Origin of the sequence: Achromobacter sp. ESBL13 (genome assembly GCF_036668755.1) — a bacterium.
Taxonomy (GTDB): Bacteria; Pseudomonadota; Gammaproteobacteria; order Burkholderiales; family Burkholderiaceae_B; genus Achromobacter.
This window is the reverse complement of record NZ_JAZEVT010000002.1, coordinates 904,941-921,588: the sequence shown is the minus strand read 5'-3', so window position 1 is coordinate 921,588 and position 16,648 is coordinate 904,941. Positions and strand designations below refer to the sequence as shown.

Annotated in this window: 17 protein-coding genes; 10 read left to right on the top strand and 7 right to left on the bottom strand. The window is 62.9% G+C overall.

Annotated elements, in window-relative coordinates:
* Positions 1-24 precede the first annotated feature (24 nt).
* From V6F88_RS13055 to V6F88_RS13045, 3 genes are read left to right on the top strand one after another with little or no spacing between them, the layout of a single operon-like run.
* The gene (locus tag V6F88_RS13055; protein ID WP_314355418.1) at positions 25-1,377 is read left to right on the top strand and encodes an FAD-dependent oxidoreductase; all 1,353 of its coding nucleotides are present in this window, start codon (positions 25-27) and stop codon (positions 1,375-1,377) included.
* Positions 1,378-1,393: 16 nt separating this feature from the next.
* A complete protein-coding gene (locus V6F88_RS13050) occupies positions 1,394-2,608 on the top strand; it encodes a 3-hydroxybenzoate 6-monooxygenase (protein WP_332609964.1) in 1,215 nt (404 codons plus the stop codon).
* 49 nt (positions 2,609-2,657) lie between these two features.
* Entirely contained in the window at positions 2,658-3,833 is a 1,176-nt protein-coding gene (locus V6F88_RS13045; RefSeq protein ID WP_319307790.1) for an ABC transporter substrate-binding protein, read from the top strand.
* 202 nt (positions 3,834-4,035) lie between these two features.
* Here the strand turns inward: V6F88_RS13045 and V6F88_RS13040 are convergent, their stop codons facing one another.
* Positions 4,036-5,052 (bottom strand): Bug family tripartite tricarboxylate transporter substrate binding protein, encoded by a 1,017-nt coding sequence (locus tag V6F88_RS13040; protein WP_104141720.1) that lies wholly within the window; start codon positions 5,050-5,052, stop codon positions 4,036-4,038.
* Between the two features lie 201 nt (positions 5,053-5,253).
* On the opposite strand from V6F88_RS13040, the gene V6F88_RS13035 reads away from it, so the two are divergent.
* Entirely contained in the window at positions 5,254-5,772 is a 519-nt protein-coding gene (locus V6F88_RS13035) for a hypothetical protein (RefSeq protein ID WP_332609963.1), read from the top strand.
* On the opposite strand, the gene V6F88_RS13030 is transcribed toward V6F88_RS13035, so the two are convergent.
* Positions 5,764-6,180 (bottom strand): VOC family protein, encoded by a 417-nt coding sequence (locus V6F88_RS13030; RefSeq protein ID WP_332609962.1) that lies wholly within the window; start codon positions 6,178-6,180, stop codon positions 5,764-5,766. The genes V6F88_RS13035 and V6F88_RS13030 overlap by 9 nt on opposite strands.
* Before the next feature lie 89 nt (positions 6,181-6,269).
* The gene (locus V6F88_RS13025; RefSeq protein WP_442880298.1) at positions 6,270-6,854 is read right to left on the bottom strand and encodes a nucleotidyltransferase family protein; all 585 of its coding nucleotides are present in this window, start codon (positions 6,852-6,854) and stop codon (positions 6,270-6,272) included.
* Between the two features lie 216 nt (positions 6,855-7,070).
* On the opposite strand from V6F88_RS13025, the gene V6F88_RS13020 reads away from it, so the two are divergent.
* Positions 7,071-7,721 (top strand): imm11 family protein, encoded by a 651-nt coding sequence (locus tag V6F88_RS13020; RefSeq protein ID WP_332609961.1) that lies wholly within the window; start codon positions 7,071-7,073, stop codon positions 7,719-7,721.
* A gap of 274 nt (positions 7,722-7,995) precedes the next feature.
* On the opposite strand, the gene V6F88_RS13015 is transcribed toward V6F88_RS13020, so the two are convergent.
* From V6F88_RS13015 to V6F88_RS13000, 4 genes are all read right to left on the bottom strand, one after another.
* Positions 7,996-8,736, bottom strand: a complete 741-nt coding sequence (locus tag V6F88_RS13015; RefSeq protein WP_046803291.1) for an amino acid ABC transporter ATP-binding protein — start codon at positions 8,734-8,736, stop codon at positions 7,996-7,998.
* 60 nt (positions 8,737-8,796) lie between these two features.
* Positions 8,797-9,897 carry an amino acid ABC transporter permease gene (locus tag V6F88_RS13010; protein ID WP_046803290.1) on the bottom strand — a complete coding sequence of 367 codons (1,101 nt, stop codon included), beginning with the start codon at positions 9,895-9,897 and terminating at the stop codon, positions 8,797-8,799.
* A 1-nt stretch (position 9,898) separates the two neighbouring features.
* Entirely contained in the window at positions 9,899-11,089 is a 1,191-nt protein-coding gene (locus V6F88_RS13005; RefSeq protein WP_332609956.1) for an amino acid ABC transporter permease, read from the bottom strand.
* Between the two features lie 130 nt (positions 11,090-11,219).
* Positions 11,220-12,236: an amino acid ABC transporter substrate-binding protein gene (locus V6F88_RS13000; protein ID WP_332609954.1), complete on the bottom strand. Its 1,017-nt coding sequence runs from the start codon at positions 12,234-12,236 to the stop codon at positions 11,220-11,222.
* Positions 12,237-12,561: 325 nt separating this feature from the next.
* Between V6F88_RS13000 and V6F88_RS12995 the strand changes: the two genes are divergently transcribed.
* From V6F88_RS12995 to V6F88_RS12975, 5 genes are all read left to right on the top strand, one after another.
* Positions 12,562-13,320, top strand: coding sequence for a cell division ATP-binding protein FtsE (locus V6F88_RS12995; RefSeq protein ID WP_104141708.1), 759 nt, complete (start codon positions 12,562-12,564; stop codon positions 13,318-13,320).
* On the top strand, positions 13,317-14,225 hold the full coding sequence (locus V6F88_RS12990; protein ID WP_332609952.1) for a cell division protein FtsX: 909 nt from the start codon (positions 13,317-13,319) through the stop codon (positions 14,223-14,225). Before V6F88_RS12995 ends, V6F88_RS12990 begins: the two co-directional genes overlap by 4 nt.
* Before the next feature lie 339 nt (positions 14,226-14,564).
* Positions 14,565-15,344 (top strand): chemoreceptor glutamine deamidase CheD, encoded by a 780-nt coding sequence (gene cheD, locus V6F88_RS12985; RefSeq protein WP_332609951.1) that lies wholly within the window; start codon positions 14,565-14,567, stop codon positions 15,342-15,344.
* 121 nt (positions 15,345-15,465) lie between these two features.
* On the top strand, positions 15,466-16,020 hold the full coding sequence (thpR, locus tag V6F88_RS12980) for an RNA 2',3'-cyclic phosphodiesterase (protein ID WP_332609950.1): 555 nt from the start codon (positions 15,466-15,468) through the stop codon (positions 16,018-16,020).
* Positions 16,021-16,064: 44 nt separating this feature from the next.
* On the top strand, positions 16,065-16,625 hold the full coding sequence (locus V6F88_RS12975) for a 5'-3'-deoxyribonucleotidase (protein WP_332609949.1): 561 nt from the start codon (positions 16,065-16,067) through the stop codon (positions 16,623-16,625).
* The last annotated feature ends 23 nt before the right edge of the window (positions 16,626-16,648 follow it).

The window sequence follows — 16,648 nt, the reverse complement described above, 5'->3', positions numbered from 1 at the left end:
GCAAGGCAAGCAAGGAGATTTTCGATGGTCATTACCGAACCCGCCCGCCAGGTCCCGCTGTATGGCGAATTTGATGTTGTGGTGCTGGGCGGCGGCCCCGCCGGCGTGCTGGCCGCCGCCAGCGCTGCCCGCAACGGCGCGCGCGTGCTGCTGGTGGAACGCTACGGCTTCCTGGGCGGCATGGGCACCGCCGCCGGCGTATCCAACTTCTGCGGCCTGCACGCCAACATCCACGGCGACATCCGCCAGGTGGTGCACGGCATGACCGACGAATTGTTGGACCGCATGCGCGCGATGGACGGCTTGAATGATCCGCACCTGATCCTGGGCAAGATCCACGCGCAGGCCTACGACATATCCGCCTTCAAGTGCGCGGCGGACGGCATGGTGCAAGACAGCGGCGCGCAGATCTTGTTCCACGCCCTGGCCACGGGGCTGACACGCGACGAACACGGCCGCGTCGACGCCCTGTTCCTGGAAACCAAGTCCGGCCGCTGCGCGGTACGCGCCAAGGTCTTCATCGACTGTTCCGGCGATGCCGACATCGCACAATGGGGCGGCCTGCCTTTTGAAAAAGGCGACGCCCACGGCCACATGCTTTACCCCACGCTGATGTTCAAGGTGGGCAACGTGGACGGCGCGCGGGCGCAGGAAGCGTGGAAGACGATACCCCTGCTGATGGACGAAGCCGCCGCCAGCGGCGAGTTCACGTTCCCCCGGCGCGGCGCCATCGTCCGCCCGCAAAAGCACGACTACGAATGGCGCGTCAACGTCACGCAACTGGCCAATGCCGATGGCAGCGCGGCCGACGGCACCGACGCGGGCTCGCTGTCGGCAGGCGAGCTGGAAGGCCGCCGGCAGATCATGCAGTACCTGGCCTTTCTACGCGCCAAGGTCCCGGGCTTTGAACAGGCTTACGTGCTGGACATCGCGCCGCAGCTGGGCATCCGCGAAACGCGTCGCATCGTCGGCGAAGCCGTGCTGACGCAGGAACACGTACTGGGCTGCGCCGACTTCGAAGACAGCATCGGCGTGAACGGCTGGCCCCTGGAAATGCACACGGCGGGCGACGTCAAATGGGTGTGGCCGCCCATCCCAGAATCGCGCGGCTACAACCAGCTGCCGTTTCGCATGATGGTGCCCAAGCGCGGGCCCGGCGTGGCCGACAACGTGCTGGTGGCGGGCCGCTGCGCGTCAATGACGCACGAGGGTCAGTCGGCCGCGCGCGTCAGCGGCAGTTGCTTCGTCATGGGCGAAGCCGCGGGCACAGCGGCGGCAATGGCGCTGCGCGACGGCATCGCACCGGGCAACGTTTCCATCGCGGCGCTGCAAGCGCAACTGAAACACCAAGGCGCCTTCCTGGGCGGCCAGGATTGAACCCGCGGGAGCCAACATGAACGCATCTTCACTTTCAGCCAAGCCGACGCGGTCCGTGATCGTGGTGGGCGGCGGCATCGGCGGCCTGGCCGCCGCGCTGGCGCTGACGCGGCAAGGCATCGCCGTACAACTGCTGGAACAGGCCGCGCACATTGGCGAAATCGGCGCGGGCATACAGCTGGGGCCCAACGCGTTCGCGGCGCTGGACGCGCTGGGCGTGGGCGAGACCGCACGGGCACGCGCCGTCTTCACCGACCACATCATCATGATGGACGCCGTCGACGCCAAAGAAGTCGTGCGCATCGACACGGGCGACGCCTTTCGCGCGCGCTTCGGCGGGCCGTATGCCGTGATCCATCGCGCCGACATTCACCTGTCCATTCTTGAAGCCGTGCAGCAAAACCCGCTGATCCGTTTTCGTACGTCGACGCAAATCGCCGCAATGTCGCAAGACGCGCAAGGCGTGGAAGTGGTGGACACAAACGGCAACCGCTATCGCGCCGACGCGTTGGTGGGCGCGGACGGCGTCAAGTCCGTCATCCGCGCGCAGACGGTGGGCGACCCGGTGCGCGTGACCGGCCACGTGGTCTACCGCGCCGTCGTCGAACGCGAGAACATGCCAGACGAACTACGCATCAACGCGCCCGTGCTGTGGGCCGGGCCGCACTGCCACCTGGTGCACTACCCCTTGCGCGGCGGGCAGCAATACAACCTGGTCGTGACGTTTCACAGCCGCGAACAAGAGGAATGGGCCGTGCGCGAAGGCAGCAAGCAAGAGGTGCTGTCGTACTTCGAAGGCATTCACCCGCGTCCACACCAGATGCTGGATCGGCCCACGTCCTGGAAGCGCTGGGCCACCGCCGACCGCGAACCGGTCGCGCATTGGGGCCAGGGCCGCGTCACCTTGTTGGGCGACGCGGCGCATCCCATGACGCAATACATGGCGCAAGGTGCCTGCATGGCGCTGGAAGACGCGGTCACGCTGGGGGTCGCGGTGCAACAGTGCGGCGACGATCTGGACGCCGCGTTCCGCCTTTACGAATCGGTGCGCATTCCGCGCAGCGCGCGTGTCGTGTGGTCCACGCGTGAGATGGGCAGGCTGTATCACGCGCGCGGTGTGGAACGCACCGTGCGCAACACGCTGTGGACGGGCCGCAGCCAGTCGCAGTTCTATGACGCGTTGCAGTGGCTGTATGGCTGGAAGGTGGAAGGCTGCCTGGCGTCCACTTAGGGCATATCAATACAAAGCAAAAACACCGCAGCACCACTGGGAGACAACCATGACAAGCCACATCCTACGGGGCGCCGCCGCCCTGGCGTTAACGCTGACGGCATGCGCCGCCGGCGCGCAAGGCAAGCCGCTGGACATCGGTTTCATCGGCACCTTGTCCACCCCCGCCGGCTACATCGGCGAAGACGAGCGCGACGCCTTCATGCTGGCCGTGAAGGAAGGCGGCGGCAAACTGGGCGGCGTGCCCGTCAACGTGCGCGTGGAAGACGACGCGCTAAAGCCGGCCAACGCCAAGCAGACCGCCGACAAGATGGTGCAGGACGGCGTGCGCCTGTTCACGGGCGTCAACTTCTCGAACGTGATGGCGGCCGTTGGCCCCACGGTGCTGAACGCGGGCGGCTTCTATGTCAGCTTGAATGCGGGGCCGTCGAACTACGCGGGCAAGGCCTGCAACCAGAACTATTTCGCGGTCGCATTCCAGAACGATTCCTACGCCGACACGGCCGGCATCGCCGCCAACGAACTCGGCGTGAAGCGCGTCGTTGTCATGGCGCCCAACTATCAAGCCGGGCGTGATGCGGTCGCCGGTTTCAAGCGCGCGTACAAGGGCGAGATTGCGGAAGAGATCTACACCAAGCTGGACCAGTCGGACTTTTCGGTAGAGCTGGCGCGCATCCGCTCGTTGAATCCCGACGCGATTTTTCAGTTTCACCCGGGCGGTGCGGGCATCAACCTGACCAAGCAATTCGCCAACTCGGGGCTGTCGGACAAGATCAAGATGATTACGCCGATCTACTCAATGGACGACCGCATGCTGGCCGCGACGGGCACGGCCAGCAAGGGGTTTTATCTGAGTTCGCTATGGAGCGCCGACTTGGACAACGCGCAGAACAAGCACTTCGTGCAGGCGTTCACCAAGGCCTACAACCGCCCGCCCACTGCGTATGCCGCACAGGCGTACGACACCGCCAACCTGATCGCCTCGGCCCTGAAAGCCGTGAACGGCGACATCACCGGACGCCCGGACGATTTTCGCAACGCGCTACGCAAGGCGGACTTCGCCAGCGTGCGTGGCAAGTTCAAGTTCGGGCCAAATCAACATCCGGTTCAGGACTGGTATCTGCTGCACATCGAGCCCGGCAGCGACGGCAAGCTGGTCTACAAAAACCTGAAGGTGCTGGCGCGCGACCACACCGATGTGCACGCGGCGGATTGCAAGATGTAGGCGGGGGAAGTGGGGGTGCGGGAACGGATCGGCCGGGAACGGATAGACCGGCGATAGGGGCGGCGTAGATAAGCACGCCGTAGATCCGTACGTGGTAGATCCACACTCCGTAGGCCCACACTCCGTAGATCCGCACGCCATAAATGAAAGGGGGCAGCTTACGCTGCCCCCAAAACTGCCGTCGCGTTGAATCAACGATCCATCAATTCAAGCTCGCGCCAGAAATCTTCACGATTTCCTGGTACTTCGACTTCTCGCTCTTCACGAAGTCAGCAAAGGCTTCCGGCGTCATCGGCGCGGCTTCCGAACCCATCGTCAACAGGCGTTGCTTCACATCCGGCTGCTGCATCGCGTCGGCATACGCCTTGTTCAGCTTGGCCACCACCGGCGCGGGCGTGCCACCCGTCGTGAACACGCCAAACCACGTGCCCAGATCAAAGCCCTTCACGCCCGACTCTTCAACCGTCGGCACATCCGCCAGCAACGACGAACGCTTGGCCGTCGTCACCGCCAGCGCCTTCACCTTGCCGTCCTTGATCAACGGCGCCGACGCCGCCAGATTGTCGAACATGAAATCCGACTGACCCGACAACAGCGCCAACTGCGCGGGCGCCGCGCCCTGGTAAGGAATGTGTTCGACGTTGATGCCGGCACGCGCCTTCAGCAGCTCGCCCGACAGATGGCCCGCGCTGCCGTTGCCGCCCGAACCGTAGTTCAGCTTGCCCGGATTCTTCTTGGCGTAGTCGATCAGGTCGGCCAAGGTCTTGATCTTGTTCTTGTCGGCGAACTCAACGTTCATCACCAACACGTTCGGCACCGACGCCACGATCGTCACGGGCGCGAAATCCTTGACCGGGTCGTAGGGCAGGTTCGCGAACAACCACGGGTTGATCGCATGCGTGGCCACCGCGCCCATCACCAGCGTGTAGCCATCGGCGGGCGCCTTGGCCACCAGGTCGGCGCCAATGTTGCCACCGGCTCCCGAGCGGTTTTCCACGATCACGGGCTGACCCAGCGAACCGCGCACCTTCTCGGCCAACATGCGGGCCATGGTGTCCAGCGGACCGCCAGGCGGGTACGGCACAACAAAGCGGATCGGCTTCGTCGGAAAATCAGTCGCCTGCGCCAGCGCGGGCGCACCAAACGGCAAGGTCGCGGCCAGCGCCACGGCGCCCTGCAACAAGGCACGGCGGACCGCGCTACGGGGGGTGTTCGTCATGATGTTTTTCTCCTCACTCCAGATCTATGGCGGTCAGTAGCATACCGCAGGGAGGAGATTGGCGTAACAAAGAGATACTGGGTGCGGATGCCCTAGTTTGGTCAACCTTGGGCGCGGAGATCGTGTTTTCTTTTGACCAACGCCCGTCATAAATAAAGCGCCAGATTGCAATATCATCGATACCCCTCCGAGGAAACCGACATGACATCGCAGCCACAACGCTTCCTGGATCATCTCGCCGCTCGTGGCTGGACGGTGCTGCGGACCACACCCACCTCGACGCCCGCGGCCGCCCCGTGCGACGCGCACGGCTATGGCGCTTTCCTGGCGACATTCACCGAATTGCACAACGCGGACCAGACACGCTGGTTCCTGAGCGCAGCCGACCATGACTGCACGGCGGACAGCGCCTTTCCCTGGCACACCCTGCGCGATATCAGCCTGGAGGCCGCGCTGGACGACGCCGGCCGGCAGGCGGTCCTGGACTTCTGGCAACAGCACACGCCGATCTACATGAGCGTTGCCGGCGCGTACGAATTCCTGGCGATAGAACGCGACTCGGGCCGCATCGTGCACGGCATCGAGCCGGAATTCGAGGACACGCGCGACGTTGCTCCAAATCTCGCGGCCCTGTTCGAAGACATGATTGCGGGCCGCACCATGGCGGCGGCTACTTTGGCCGGCAGTTCAGTTGCCGCGCCAGATCAGCTTTCACTCTAACCACTGCGGATTCCAGACAATTTCCCAGAGATGTCCGTCGGGGTCCTGAAAGTACCCCGAGTAACCCCCCCAGAACGTTTCATGCGGTGGCTTGACGATCGTTGCCCCAGCCGCACCGGCCTGCGCCATGACAGTGTCCACTTCGAGCTTTGATGAGACATTGTGACCCAGCGTCATCTGGGTCGGATTGAACGGCACTGACGTCAATCCTGTGTCATGAGAAATGCTGCTCTGCGGCCAAAGCGCCAAGCGCACGCCGGACTGCAAATCCAAAAACGCAACGGCGCCATGCTCGAATTCCCTGCCTACAATGCCGTCGCTGGAAAGGCCTAACCCATCCCGGTAGAAGCTCAACGACACGTCAAGATCTTCAACGCCCAGGGTGATAACGGTAACTCGTGGCTTCATGTTCGTGCCTCCGTCTGAATTGCGAGTTTATCGCGGCGGTTTCTAGGTGATGAGGGACGCCTTTCCGCCCACAGCGGTCCTACGTGCGATCAGGGTGTACAGATTGAAAGCCGAGGCCAACGGTGGCCAAATCGCTTGGAATGCACGCGATGCATAAACGTTGAGACGCTCGCCCGCCGAGGGTTGTGCCGAACTCGCAGTTCAAACAGGTCATTCAATCCGTACGGCGCTATGACCTTCAATGATTCATCATCGTCCAGGTAAATGCCAACGCAGGTGGCAAACTCTGGCCAAGTGGCCAGCCCATCGTCCAAAGACGTCAGGGGTGAAACCGCTTGGCCGAGCGCTTCTGCGAACCACTCATGCACTGTTGCCTGGTTTGTCACTTCCCAAGTTAGCGAGGGAAGGAGCAACTGCAACCGCTCTTGAAGTTCGGCATCCAGCGCTAGAGGCGCGTCGGCATCAAAGTACGCAACGTCCACGTCATCCAAGTTCGAGGGCTCCTGAAAGCCATGCAAACTATCCCAAACCAAAGATCTGATGGCCCCTGCACCAATGCACCAGGAGGGCAAACCAAGGCAGCGAACCGCCCGCAGCGCAGCCATCAGTTGCTCAGAGGATTCGACGAGATCGCATAGTTGCTGCTCATAGCCCGCTCGAACGTTCGTCATCATTTCGCCAGGAACCAGAATTTCGGGTTGCTTGTATGTGGGAACAGCATATCCAGAATCGTCGGCCGACCGCTTCTGGCCGTACGTCGTCTTTTGGGAAACTACGCTCCCGCACACGATAGGCAGCATTTCGACGGAACTTGTGGCTGCGTTAAAGCCCCGTTAGCATCGGCGCACCTGCATTCCCGTTCTGCGCCCACATCCATGATGGAACCGACCGTGACCGAACCCACCGCCATTGAAGTGTCAGGCGAAGCCGCATCGCATAAGGGAAAATTTTTCCTGATTGACGCCAGCTTCTTGGGAAACGGCAGGGTTCCCGGCATAGAAATTGGCAACGAACAGACGCTGATCGATCCGGGGATGAATGTCGTCTCGCGTCCCAATGGAATGCCAGATCAGTATCCGGAGCGTCCGCACCTGGTTCATGTACCGGAGAAAGGCGGAATGCCACGCGATCTGGAAGAGCTCGCTGGCATATGGATTGTGTCGGAGCCGTTGAAGCAACTGTTTGAGCAATTGGACGCCGAGGCGTTTGCCTTTGTGGCATGCGACTTCAGCCATGCTGACGGCAGCCCCGGTCCTCAGTACTACCTTGGGAATGTGCTGCGCAGACTCGATGCCCTGGATGAAGCCGCTTCTCGCGTCAGGATCAAGCTCGACCGCAATTATCAGACAGGCCAGGACGAGAAGCTCTATAGCCTCGTTGGCGGAGCCAGCTTGGTGTTCAAACAGGATGTTGTGGGAGACGCCCATATCTTCCGCCAGGATCGCATGGGAGCACCTCCTATCTGCGACCGCGCGATGTTTGATGCATTGCGTGCGGGCAACTTTTCCGGCGTACGGCTGCGCGATGTAGCCGATATTTAGAGCTGACACGGGAGGGGGAGGGTTATGGCCGCTGCGCGGCCACGCGCGGATGTCGGTACGGTGACGCGCATGCTCGCTTTTCGCCGAAACCGCCCGCATATCGAAATGCCGCGGCGCTACACACTACGCCCCGAACGCATCGAACTTCCACCGACCCAACCCGCGCTTCATCAGCCCCCGCATACCACCCCAATAAAAAAAACACCCCAACAGTCGGACCAAAATCCGACTCCTGGGGCGCTTACCTCAAACGACTTTTCTAATCTTCAGCCGATCAATGCAAGATCTGGCTCAAGAACAGTTTCGTCCGTTCGTTCTGCGGATTATCGAAAAATTCATCCGGGTTGTTCTGTTCGATGATCTCGCCGCGGTCCATGAAAATGACGCGGTTGGCGACCTTGCGGGCGAAGCCCATTTCGTGGGTTACGCAGATCATCGTCATGCCGCTTTCCTGGGCCAGCGACACCATTACGTCCAGCACTTCCTTGACCATTTCGGGGTCAAGCGCCGAAGTGGGCTCATCGAACAGCATGATCTTGGGGTTCATGCACAGCGAACGGGCGATGGCCACGCGCTGTTGTTGGCCGCCTGAGAGCTGGCCGGGGAATTTCTTGGCCTGTTCCGGAATGCGTACGCGTTCCAGGTATTTCATGGCCGTGGCCTCGGCTTCCGCGCGCGGCTTTTTCAGCACCCACATGGGGCCCAGCGTCAGGTTTTCCAGCACGGTCAGGTGCGGGAACAAGTTGAAGTGCTGGAACACCATGCCGACGTCCTTGCGTATCGTCTCGATGTGCTTCAGGTCATTCGTCAGCTCCGTGCCGTCCACGATGATGTGGCCTTTCTGGTGCTCTTCCAGACGGTTGATGCAGCGGATCATCGTGGACTTGCCCGACCCCGAAGGGCCGCACACCACGATGCGCTCGCCTTGCGCCACGTCCAGATTGATATTGCGCAACACGTGGAACTGCCCGTACCACTTGTTCACGTCCTGCATACGAATAATGGCATCCGACATGCCTGTACTCCCGTAAATATCGCTGCGCGCGCCCACCGGCAGGCGGGCGCGCGCCAGTGGCTAGCGTTTGTGATCAGTCGCAAGACGTTTTTCAAGCGCCTGACTGTACTTGGACATGGAAAAGCAGAACACGAAGTAGATCGCCGAGATGAACAGGTAGGCCTCTACGCCGAATCCACGCCATGCCGCATCTGACAAAGCCGCCTTGGCTGCCAGCGTCAAATCGAAGATACCGATGATGACGACCAGCGACGTGTCTTTGAACAGCGCAATGAAAATGCTGACCAGCGGCGGAATCACGATCTTCAGCGCTTGCGGCAAGATGATCTTGCGCATCTGCTGCCAGTAGTTCAGGCCCAGCGAATCCGCGCCTTCGTACTGCCCTTTCGGGATCGCCTGCAAGCCGCCACGCACCGTTTCCGCGATGTAGGCCGCGGCGAACATGATGATGGCGATCTGCGCGCGCAGTAGCTTGTCGATCGAAAAGCCTTCCGGCAGGAACAAGGGCAGCATCACCGACGACATGAACAGCAGGCTGATCAGCGGCACGCCACGGATCAGCTCGATGTACACGACGCACAGCGCCTTGATCGCGGGCATTTTTGAACGCCGGCCCAGGGCCAGCAGCACGCCGATGGGGAACGCAAAGGCGATGCCGAACGTGGACAGGATCAGCGTCAGCGGCAGGCCGCCCCAGCGGGCGTTCTCGACGTAGGTCAGGCCGAACACGCCGCCCCACATCAACAGCGCCACGGCGGTCAGGCCGACGACCCAGATGACTGCCAGCTTCCAGTTCCAGAAACGACGGATGCCGCTGCAAACAATGACCGCCACCAGGATGATGGTGGCGATCAGCGGACGCCATTGCTCGTCGAACGGATAGGTGCCGAACAGGATCAGCCGGTGCTTCTCGATGATGAACGCCCAGCAGGCGCCACCGGAAGCGCGGCATTCCTGGGCGTTGGCCGCGTTGAAGTCGGCCTTGAAGAACGCCCATTCCAGCAGCGCCGGCACCGACATCAACAGGAACCACGCCAGCAGTACCGTGATCAGGATGTTCAGCGGCGACGAGAACAGGCGGGATCTAAGCCAGGGCCACGCGCCCACATGGGTGCTGGGCGGCGGCATGGCTTCGGTGGGGGTATGCGTAGTGCTGCTCATCTCAACGCTCCACCAGCGCGATGCGCTTGTTGTACCAGTTCATGAATATCGAGATCGACAGGCTGACCGTCAGGTACGCGCCCATGATGATGAGAATGCCCTCGATGGCCTGGCCCGTCTGGTTCAGCGTGGTGTTCACGACCGACACGATGTCGGGGTAGCCGATGGCGACCGCCAGCGAGCTGTTCTTGGTCAGGTTCAGGTACTGGCTGGTCATCGGGGGGATGATCACGCGCAGTGCCTGCGGCAGGATGACCAGGCGCAGCACCTTGGCGCGCGGCAAGCCCAGCGAACCGGCGGCTTCCCATTGGCCGTTGTTGACGGCCTGGATGCCCGAGCGCACCACTTCGGCAATGAACGCCGACGTATAGATCACCAGGCCCGCCAGCAATGCGGCGAATTCCGGCGACAGCGTCAAGCCGCCCGAGAAGTTAAAGCCCTTGAGTTCCGGCATGTCCAGCGTCAGGGACGCGCCGCTGACCAGCCAGCCGATGAACGGCAGGCCGATAAGCAAACCGATGGCCCAGCGGCCCAGCGGGAACATGTGGCCGGTGGCTTCGTGGCGCTTCTTGCCGTAGTGGCCAAGAAAGATGATCGCGACGATGGCAAGGCCCAGGCCCGCCAGCATCCAGTCCAGCGAGTTGCCTTCCAGCCCGGGCACTTTCAGGCCCCGGTTGGAGATGAACACGCCGGGAAGCGGGTTGTGCGCCTGGCGCGGGCCCGGCATGTTTTCCGTGATCAGCGCGTACCAGAAGAACAGTTGCAGCAAGAGCGGCACGTTGCGCATCACTTCGACGTAAACCGAGGTGATCTTGGCGACGAGCCAGTTCTTGGACAAGCGGCCGATACCGATCAGGGTACCAAGGATGGTGGCCAGCACGATGCCGATGACGGCAACGCGTAGCGTGTTGAGCAGGCCGACCAGGATGGCGCGGCCGTAATCATTGGCGGGGGTGTAGGCGATGGCGGTTTCACCGATCGCAAACCCGGCTTCACGGCTTAGAAAACCGAAGCCCGTGGCGATGTTGCGCACGGACAGGTTATGCAGCGTGTTGGAAACCAGGAACCACACGGCCCAGGCTACCGCGGCCAGCGCAAGCACCTGGTAGACCACGGAGCGCACTCCGGGGTCATTCCAGTTCAGCCGCCGGCGAGGAGCCGAAATTGGGGCGTTTCTATTGGAAGTCGTCATGATGAATCTACAGAAGTCGTACACCGGGTGGCAACGCCGGCAAGGCCACGCCCCCCACTCCTGCCGCCCGCTCGGTGGCGGGCTAGGCAAAACGGAGCGCTAAGGCTCCGTTTTGCCGGGCAGCCGTGTGTTAGCGCACCGGCCAGCCGTACATCAAACCGCCTTGCTTGTACGACGCGTTCAAACCACGCTCCAGCTTCATCGCGCTGTTCTTGCCCAGCGTGTTTTCGAAGCTTTCACCGTAGTTGCCCACGTTCTTGATGATGTTGTAGGCCCACTTATCGTCCACGCCCAGGTTCTTGCCCATGCCCGGGGTCACGCCCAGGATGCGCTGGATGTTGGGGTTGGGGCTCTTGGTCATTTCATCGACGTTGGCCTTGGTGATGCCGTATTCCTCTGCTTCCAGCATGGCGTTCAGCGACCAGCGCACGATGTTGAACCATTGCTCGTCGCCCTGGCGGACCATGGGGCCCAGCGGCTCCTTGGAGAAGTCTTCCGGCAGGATGACGTACTTGTCCGGGTTCTCGAGCGTGGTGCGCGTCGAAGCCAGTTGCGACTTGTCGGTCGTGAAGGCGTCGCAGCGGCCGGCCGAGAAGGCGCGGATGATTTCGTCGTACTTGTCGATCACAACCGGCTTGAATTCGATCTTCTGGCCGCGGAACCAGTCAGCCAGGTTCAGTTCGGTGGTCGTGCCCGGTTGCACGCAGATCGTGGCGCCGTTCAGTTCCTTGGCGCTCTTGACGTTCAGATCCTTCGAGACCATGACGCCTTGCGAGTCGTAGTAGTTCACGCCCACGCCGATCAGGCCCAGCGTCGTGTCGCGGGTCAGCGTCACGGTGGTGTTGCGGGTCAGCACGTCGACTTCGCCGGATTGCAGCGCGGTGAAGCGTTGCTGCGTGTTCAGGGGCGTGAACTTGACCTTGGTGGCGTCGCCAAACATGGTCGAGGCGATGGCGCGGCACAGGTCCACGTCGATGCCCTTGTACTCGCCCTTGCTGTCAGCAATCGAGAAACCCGGAATGCCCGTTGAAACCCCGCATTGGACAAACCCTTTCTTTTTAACGTTATCGAAGGTCGCGCCCGCATTGGCAGCCGTGGATGCGGCAAACAGTGCCGCGCCAATTGCAGCGAGTTTCAGTACTTTCATCGTGATCTCCGTGTGGGACAAATCGAGCCTTGCCTCGACCGGGTTGGGCCGACGCATGGGGCGGATGGTAGCGTCCACGCAGCGGCCGGCACATCCGGGAATTCCCTTGAAATTTAGGGACACTGGCGAAATCAATCGGCGTTTTCGTTCGAAAACGGGGACGCCTTTTTTCGATTGCGTGGGGTCCGAAGATGCGTTTGTTTCGTTCTGCTCAAAACGTGTCCATCCGGTCACACCGAAACGCTTTTTCACAGCCCGGGCACGAAACGCCTTACGCCCCGATCCTGTCCCCGAGTTACTATTGCGGCTTCATCCGACAGCCGCCATGATCGAATTCCAGCACGTATTCAAATCATATGGTCGCGGCCGAAATATCCTGGCCGACATCAACTTCCGCGTAAGCGCGGGAGAATTCGTTTTCGTATCCGGGCCGTCAGGCGCCGGCAAATCCACGCTGCTCAAGTTGATCGGCGGGTTGGAGCCCGCCAGCCGCGGGTCCATCCAGGTCAACGGACAACGGCTGGACAAGCTGCCTGCCCGCGCGCGCCCTTACCTGCGCCGCGCCGTGGGCGTCATCTTGCAGGACACGCACCTGTTGTTCGATCGCAGCGCGTTCGAAAACGTGATGCTGCCGCTGGCGGTGCAGGGCCACCCCTGGGATTCGGCCGCCGCGCGCGCCCGCGCCGCGCTGGACAAGGTGGGCCTGTCGGGTAAAGAAGACCTGAACCCCATTGAATTGTCCGGCGGCGAACAGCAGCGCCTGGCGATTGCGCGGGCCATCGTGAACCGGCCCGCCATCCTGATCGCCGACGAACCCACCGCCAACCTTGACCATGACAACGCGCAGCGCATCATGAACGTGTTCCGCGATTTCAACCGCGTGGGCGTCACGACGCTGATCGCTTCGCACGACCAGGAACTGATGGCGCGCTACGCCACGCGCACGCTGCGCATTGACCCGGGCAAGTTCGCCGATTCGCACGGCCCGTCGCAACCGCCCGACGCCGGGCAACCCGCCGCCGCCACGCCGCGCACCGGCAGCCGCGCCGAACCGGGCATGGGCTTTCCGGGAGAACCGGCATGAACGCCTGGCTGCGGCAACACCGCTATGCGTTGATGGTTACCGTGCGCCGCCTGGCCAAACAACCATTTTCGTCCTTGGCCAACCTGCTGGTGATGGCGCTGGCGCTGGCCCTGCCCCTGCTGGGCAGCGCCATCCTGGTGTCGGTGCAACCGGTGGCGCGCGAAATGTCCGTCACGCCCGAAGTCACCGTGTTCATGCGCGTGGACGCCCCCGCCGGCGCGGCCGCCGATGTGGCCAAGCGCATCAAGGACGATTACCAGAACGACGTGCGCGCGGTGCGCGTGGTGGGGCGCGACGCCGCCCTTGCGGACCTGCGCGCCAACCCGGCGTGGCAGCAGGCGCTGGCGGTCCTGCCCGGCAACCCGCTGCCGGACGCCGTGGTCGTCACGCTGGCCGATGGCGACAACCTGGCCGGGCGCGCCGACAAACTGGCCGCCGACTGGAAGCAATGGAACCACGTTGACCTGGTGCAGCTTGACAGCGCCTGGGTGCAGCGGCTGGAGGCCATTCTGCGCTTTGCCCGTATCGGCCTGGGCTTCCTGGCCGCCTGCGTGGCCGTGGTGGTGCTGGCCACGGTGTTCAACACCGTGCGCATGCAAGCGCTGTCGCAACGCGAGGAAATCGCCGTCGCCCGGCTGGTTGGGGCCACGGAATCCTTCGTGCGGCGTCCGTTCCTGTACCTGGGCGCACTGTCCGGCGCCGTGGCGTCGCTGCTGGCGATCGGGGTGTCCGCCATCGCCCTGTCGCCCTTGAACGAGGCGCTGCTGGGGCTGGCCCGCAGCTACGGCGCCGAGTTCGCGCTGCACCTGCCCGGCACGCCGGTGCTGGTGGCTGCCGTGGTGGCATCGGCCGCGCTGGGCGCCTTGTCGGCGCGCTGGTCGGTCACGCGCAGCACCCGGTTCTAAAACCGCCCTGCCCAATCTCTAAAGCTACGTATAAAGCCGGAACGTCCCCGTGATCCGGGGAAAGACCGCGCGCGCGCCTGTGTACGATGATTTCCAGGCGTCGTTGCTGACGCCCGCCCGCGCCGCGGCGTCATTCGCGTCGTGGCGGGTCGCCGCCATGGAGGCAAAGCGCGTTATGAATCAGGGACGTATCGTTCGCCGCCGTTACAAGCATTTCCCCCGTTGTCTCGCGGGATATGTAAGAATAAAGCGAAATTTTTCTATACTTTTTGAAACATTCAACGTTTTGCCGAGCACCGTCCTTCGTGTCCCAATCGCCGTTCTTGCCTGATAAGTCCCATGGTCGCCCGTCTTGAAGCCCGTGCAACGCGCCACTATTTCGATAGCGCGTTCCAGTGTCAGGCGGTGAAGGTACTCCCCAACGAGTACTACGTCACCGACGAAGACCTGATGATTTCGACCGTACTCGGGTCGTGTGTTGCCGCCTGTATTCACGATCCGGTTACCGGCGTGGGCGGCATGAACCACTTCATGTTGCCGGAAGGCGACATGCAGTCGCCCGCCTCGGCGACGATGCGCTACGGCGCGTTCGCCATGGAAGTGCTGATCAACGAATTGCTCAAGGCCGGCGCCTCGCGCGACCGACTGGAAGCCAAGGTGTTCGGCGGCGGCGCGGTGCTTAGCGCCATGCAGCAGATGAACATCGGCGAACGCAACGCCATCTTCGTCTTGAACTATCTGAAGATGGAAGGCATTCCGGTCAAGGGCAAGGACCTGGGCGACGTGCACGCGCGTCGCATCAATTACTTTCCCCGCGATGGCCGCGTGATGGTGCGCAAGATGGCGCCGCACCACCAGCGCGCCGAAGAAATCATCGCCAAGCGCGAACAGGCCGCCGCCCAAAGCGTGCAAGCCAAGACGCAAACCCCGCAACGCGTGGAACGCTTCAACCGCCCAGGCGTCGAGCGCTTCGATGCGCCCGCCCGACCGGGGGTGGAACGATTCGACAAGCCGGCGCGACCCGGCGTGGAACGTTTTGACCGCCCTGCGCGCCCGGGCGTCGAACGCTTCGACACCGCGCTGTCACGCCTGCGCAAGTCGGAAAACACCGGCAGCTGACCGGCCGCCCGACGCCCGTCCGAAAGCGCGGGGCGAGGGGCGCTCGGCGCAGGTTGGACGGCGCAGGTCGGACGGCGAACGGCAGACAGCAGACCGCAGACGGCGCGCCTACAATCGGCGCATGTCCACCGTCCGCCTTTTCTACGCCCTGTGGCCGTCACCGCAACTGGCAGCATCGCTGGCCCAGTGGGCACAAGCTGCCCGCCCCGCTAGCGGCGGGCGCATCATGCGCACCGAAACGCTGCATCTGACCCTGGCGTTTCTGGGCCCGGTCGAGGCGCAATTGGCCGACGAGTTGGCGGCCGCCACGCCCGCCTATTGCATCGCGCCGGGCGAGGTGCCGCTGGACCACCTGGGCGTCTTTCAGCGCCCGCGCATTCTGTGGGCCGGGCCGCGTGACACGCCGCCCGCGCTGCAAGCGGTGCACGACGGTCTTTGGCAACGGCTGGCGGGATACGGCCTTGCCAAGCCGCCCCAACCCTTTCGCCCTCACGTCACGCTGCTGCGCAACATCGAACGCGCGGAGCCGCCTCCGCGCCCACCCGACAACGCCGCTGACGGCGTCCGGACACCGCTGATCTGGCGCTATGACCGCCTGGTGCTGGTGGCGTCGGAGTCCCTGTCGGGCGGCAGCCGTTACCGGATCGTTGCCCAATCCCGGCCGCTGGACGCGTAGCCGCGCTCTGGCACAATCGCTGGGTTGCAACCCCTGGGATCGCCATGATCATCCTGCTGGACCAAGACGGCGTGCTGGCCGATTTCGAACACGCGTTCATCGACGCCTGGCGCGTGCGCCATCCCGATATCGCCCCCATTGAATTCGAAGACCGCAAGTCCTTCCACATCCGCGAAGACTATCCACCCGAACTTCGCGGCATGGCCGAAGCCATCTATACGGCGCCCGGCTTCATCCGCAACCTGCCGCCCGTGCCCGGCGCGCTGCAAGCCGTGCAAGAACTGCTGGCCTTGGGCATGGACGTGCGCATCTGCTCGTCGCCGCTGTCGCAGTTTGAAAACTGCGTGGCGGAAAAGTACTTGTGGGTGGAAAAGAACCTGGGGCGCGACGCCACCGCCCGGCTGATCCTGACCAAGGACAAGACGCTGGTGCACGGCGACCTGCTGATCGACGACAAGCCGCATATCGAAGGCGCCGTGAAGCCGCGCTGGAAGCACATTCTGTTTGACGCGCCCTATAACCGCCAGGTCACCGACCGCCCCCGCATCACCTGGAAAAACTGGCGCAACGTGCTGGCCGGTGAGCTCTATACGGCGGACGAATGAGTCCGGGCGGCTGCTGTTCAGCC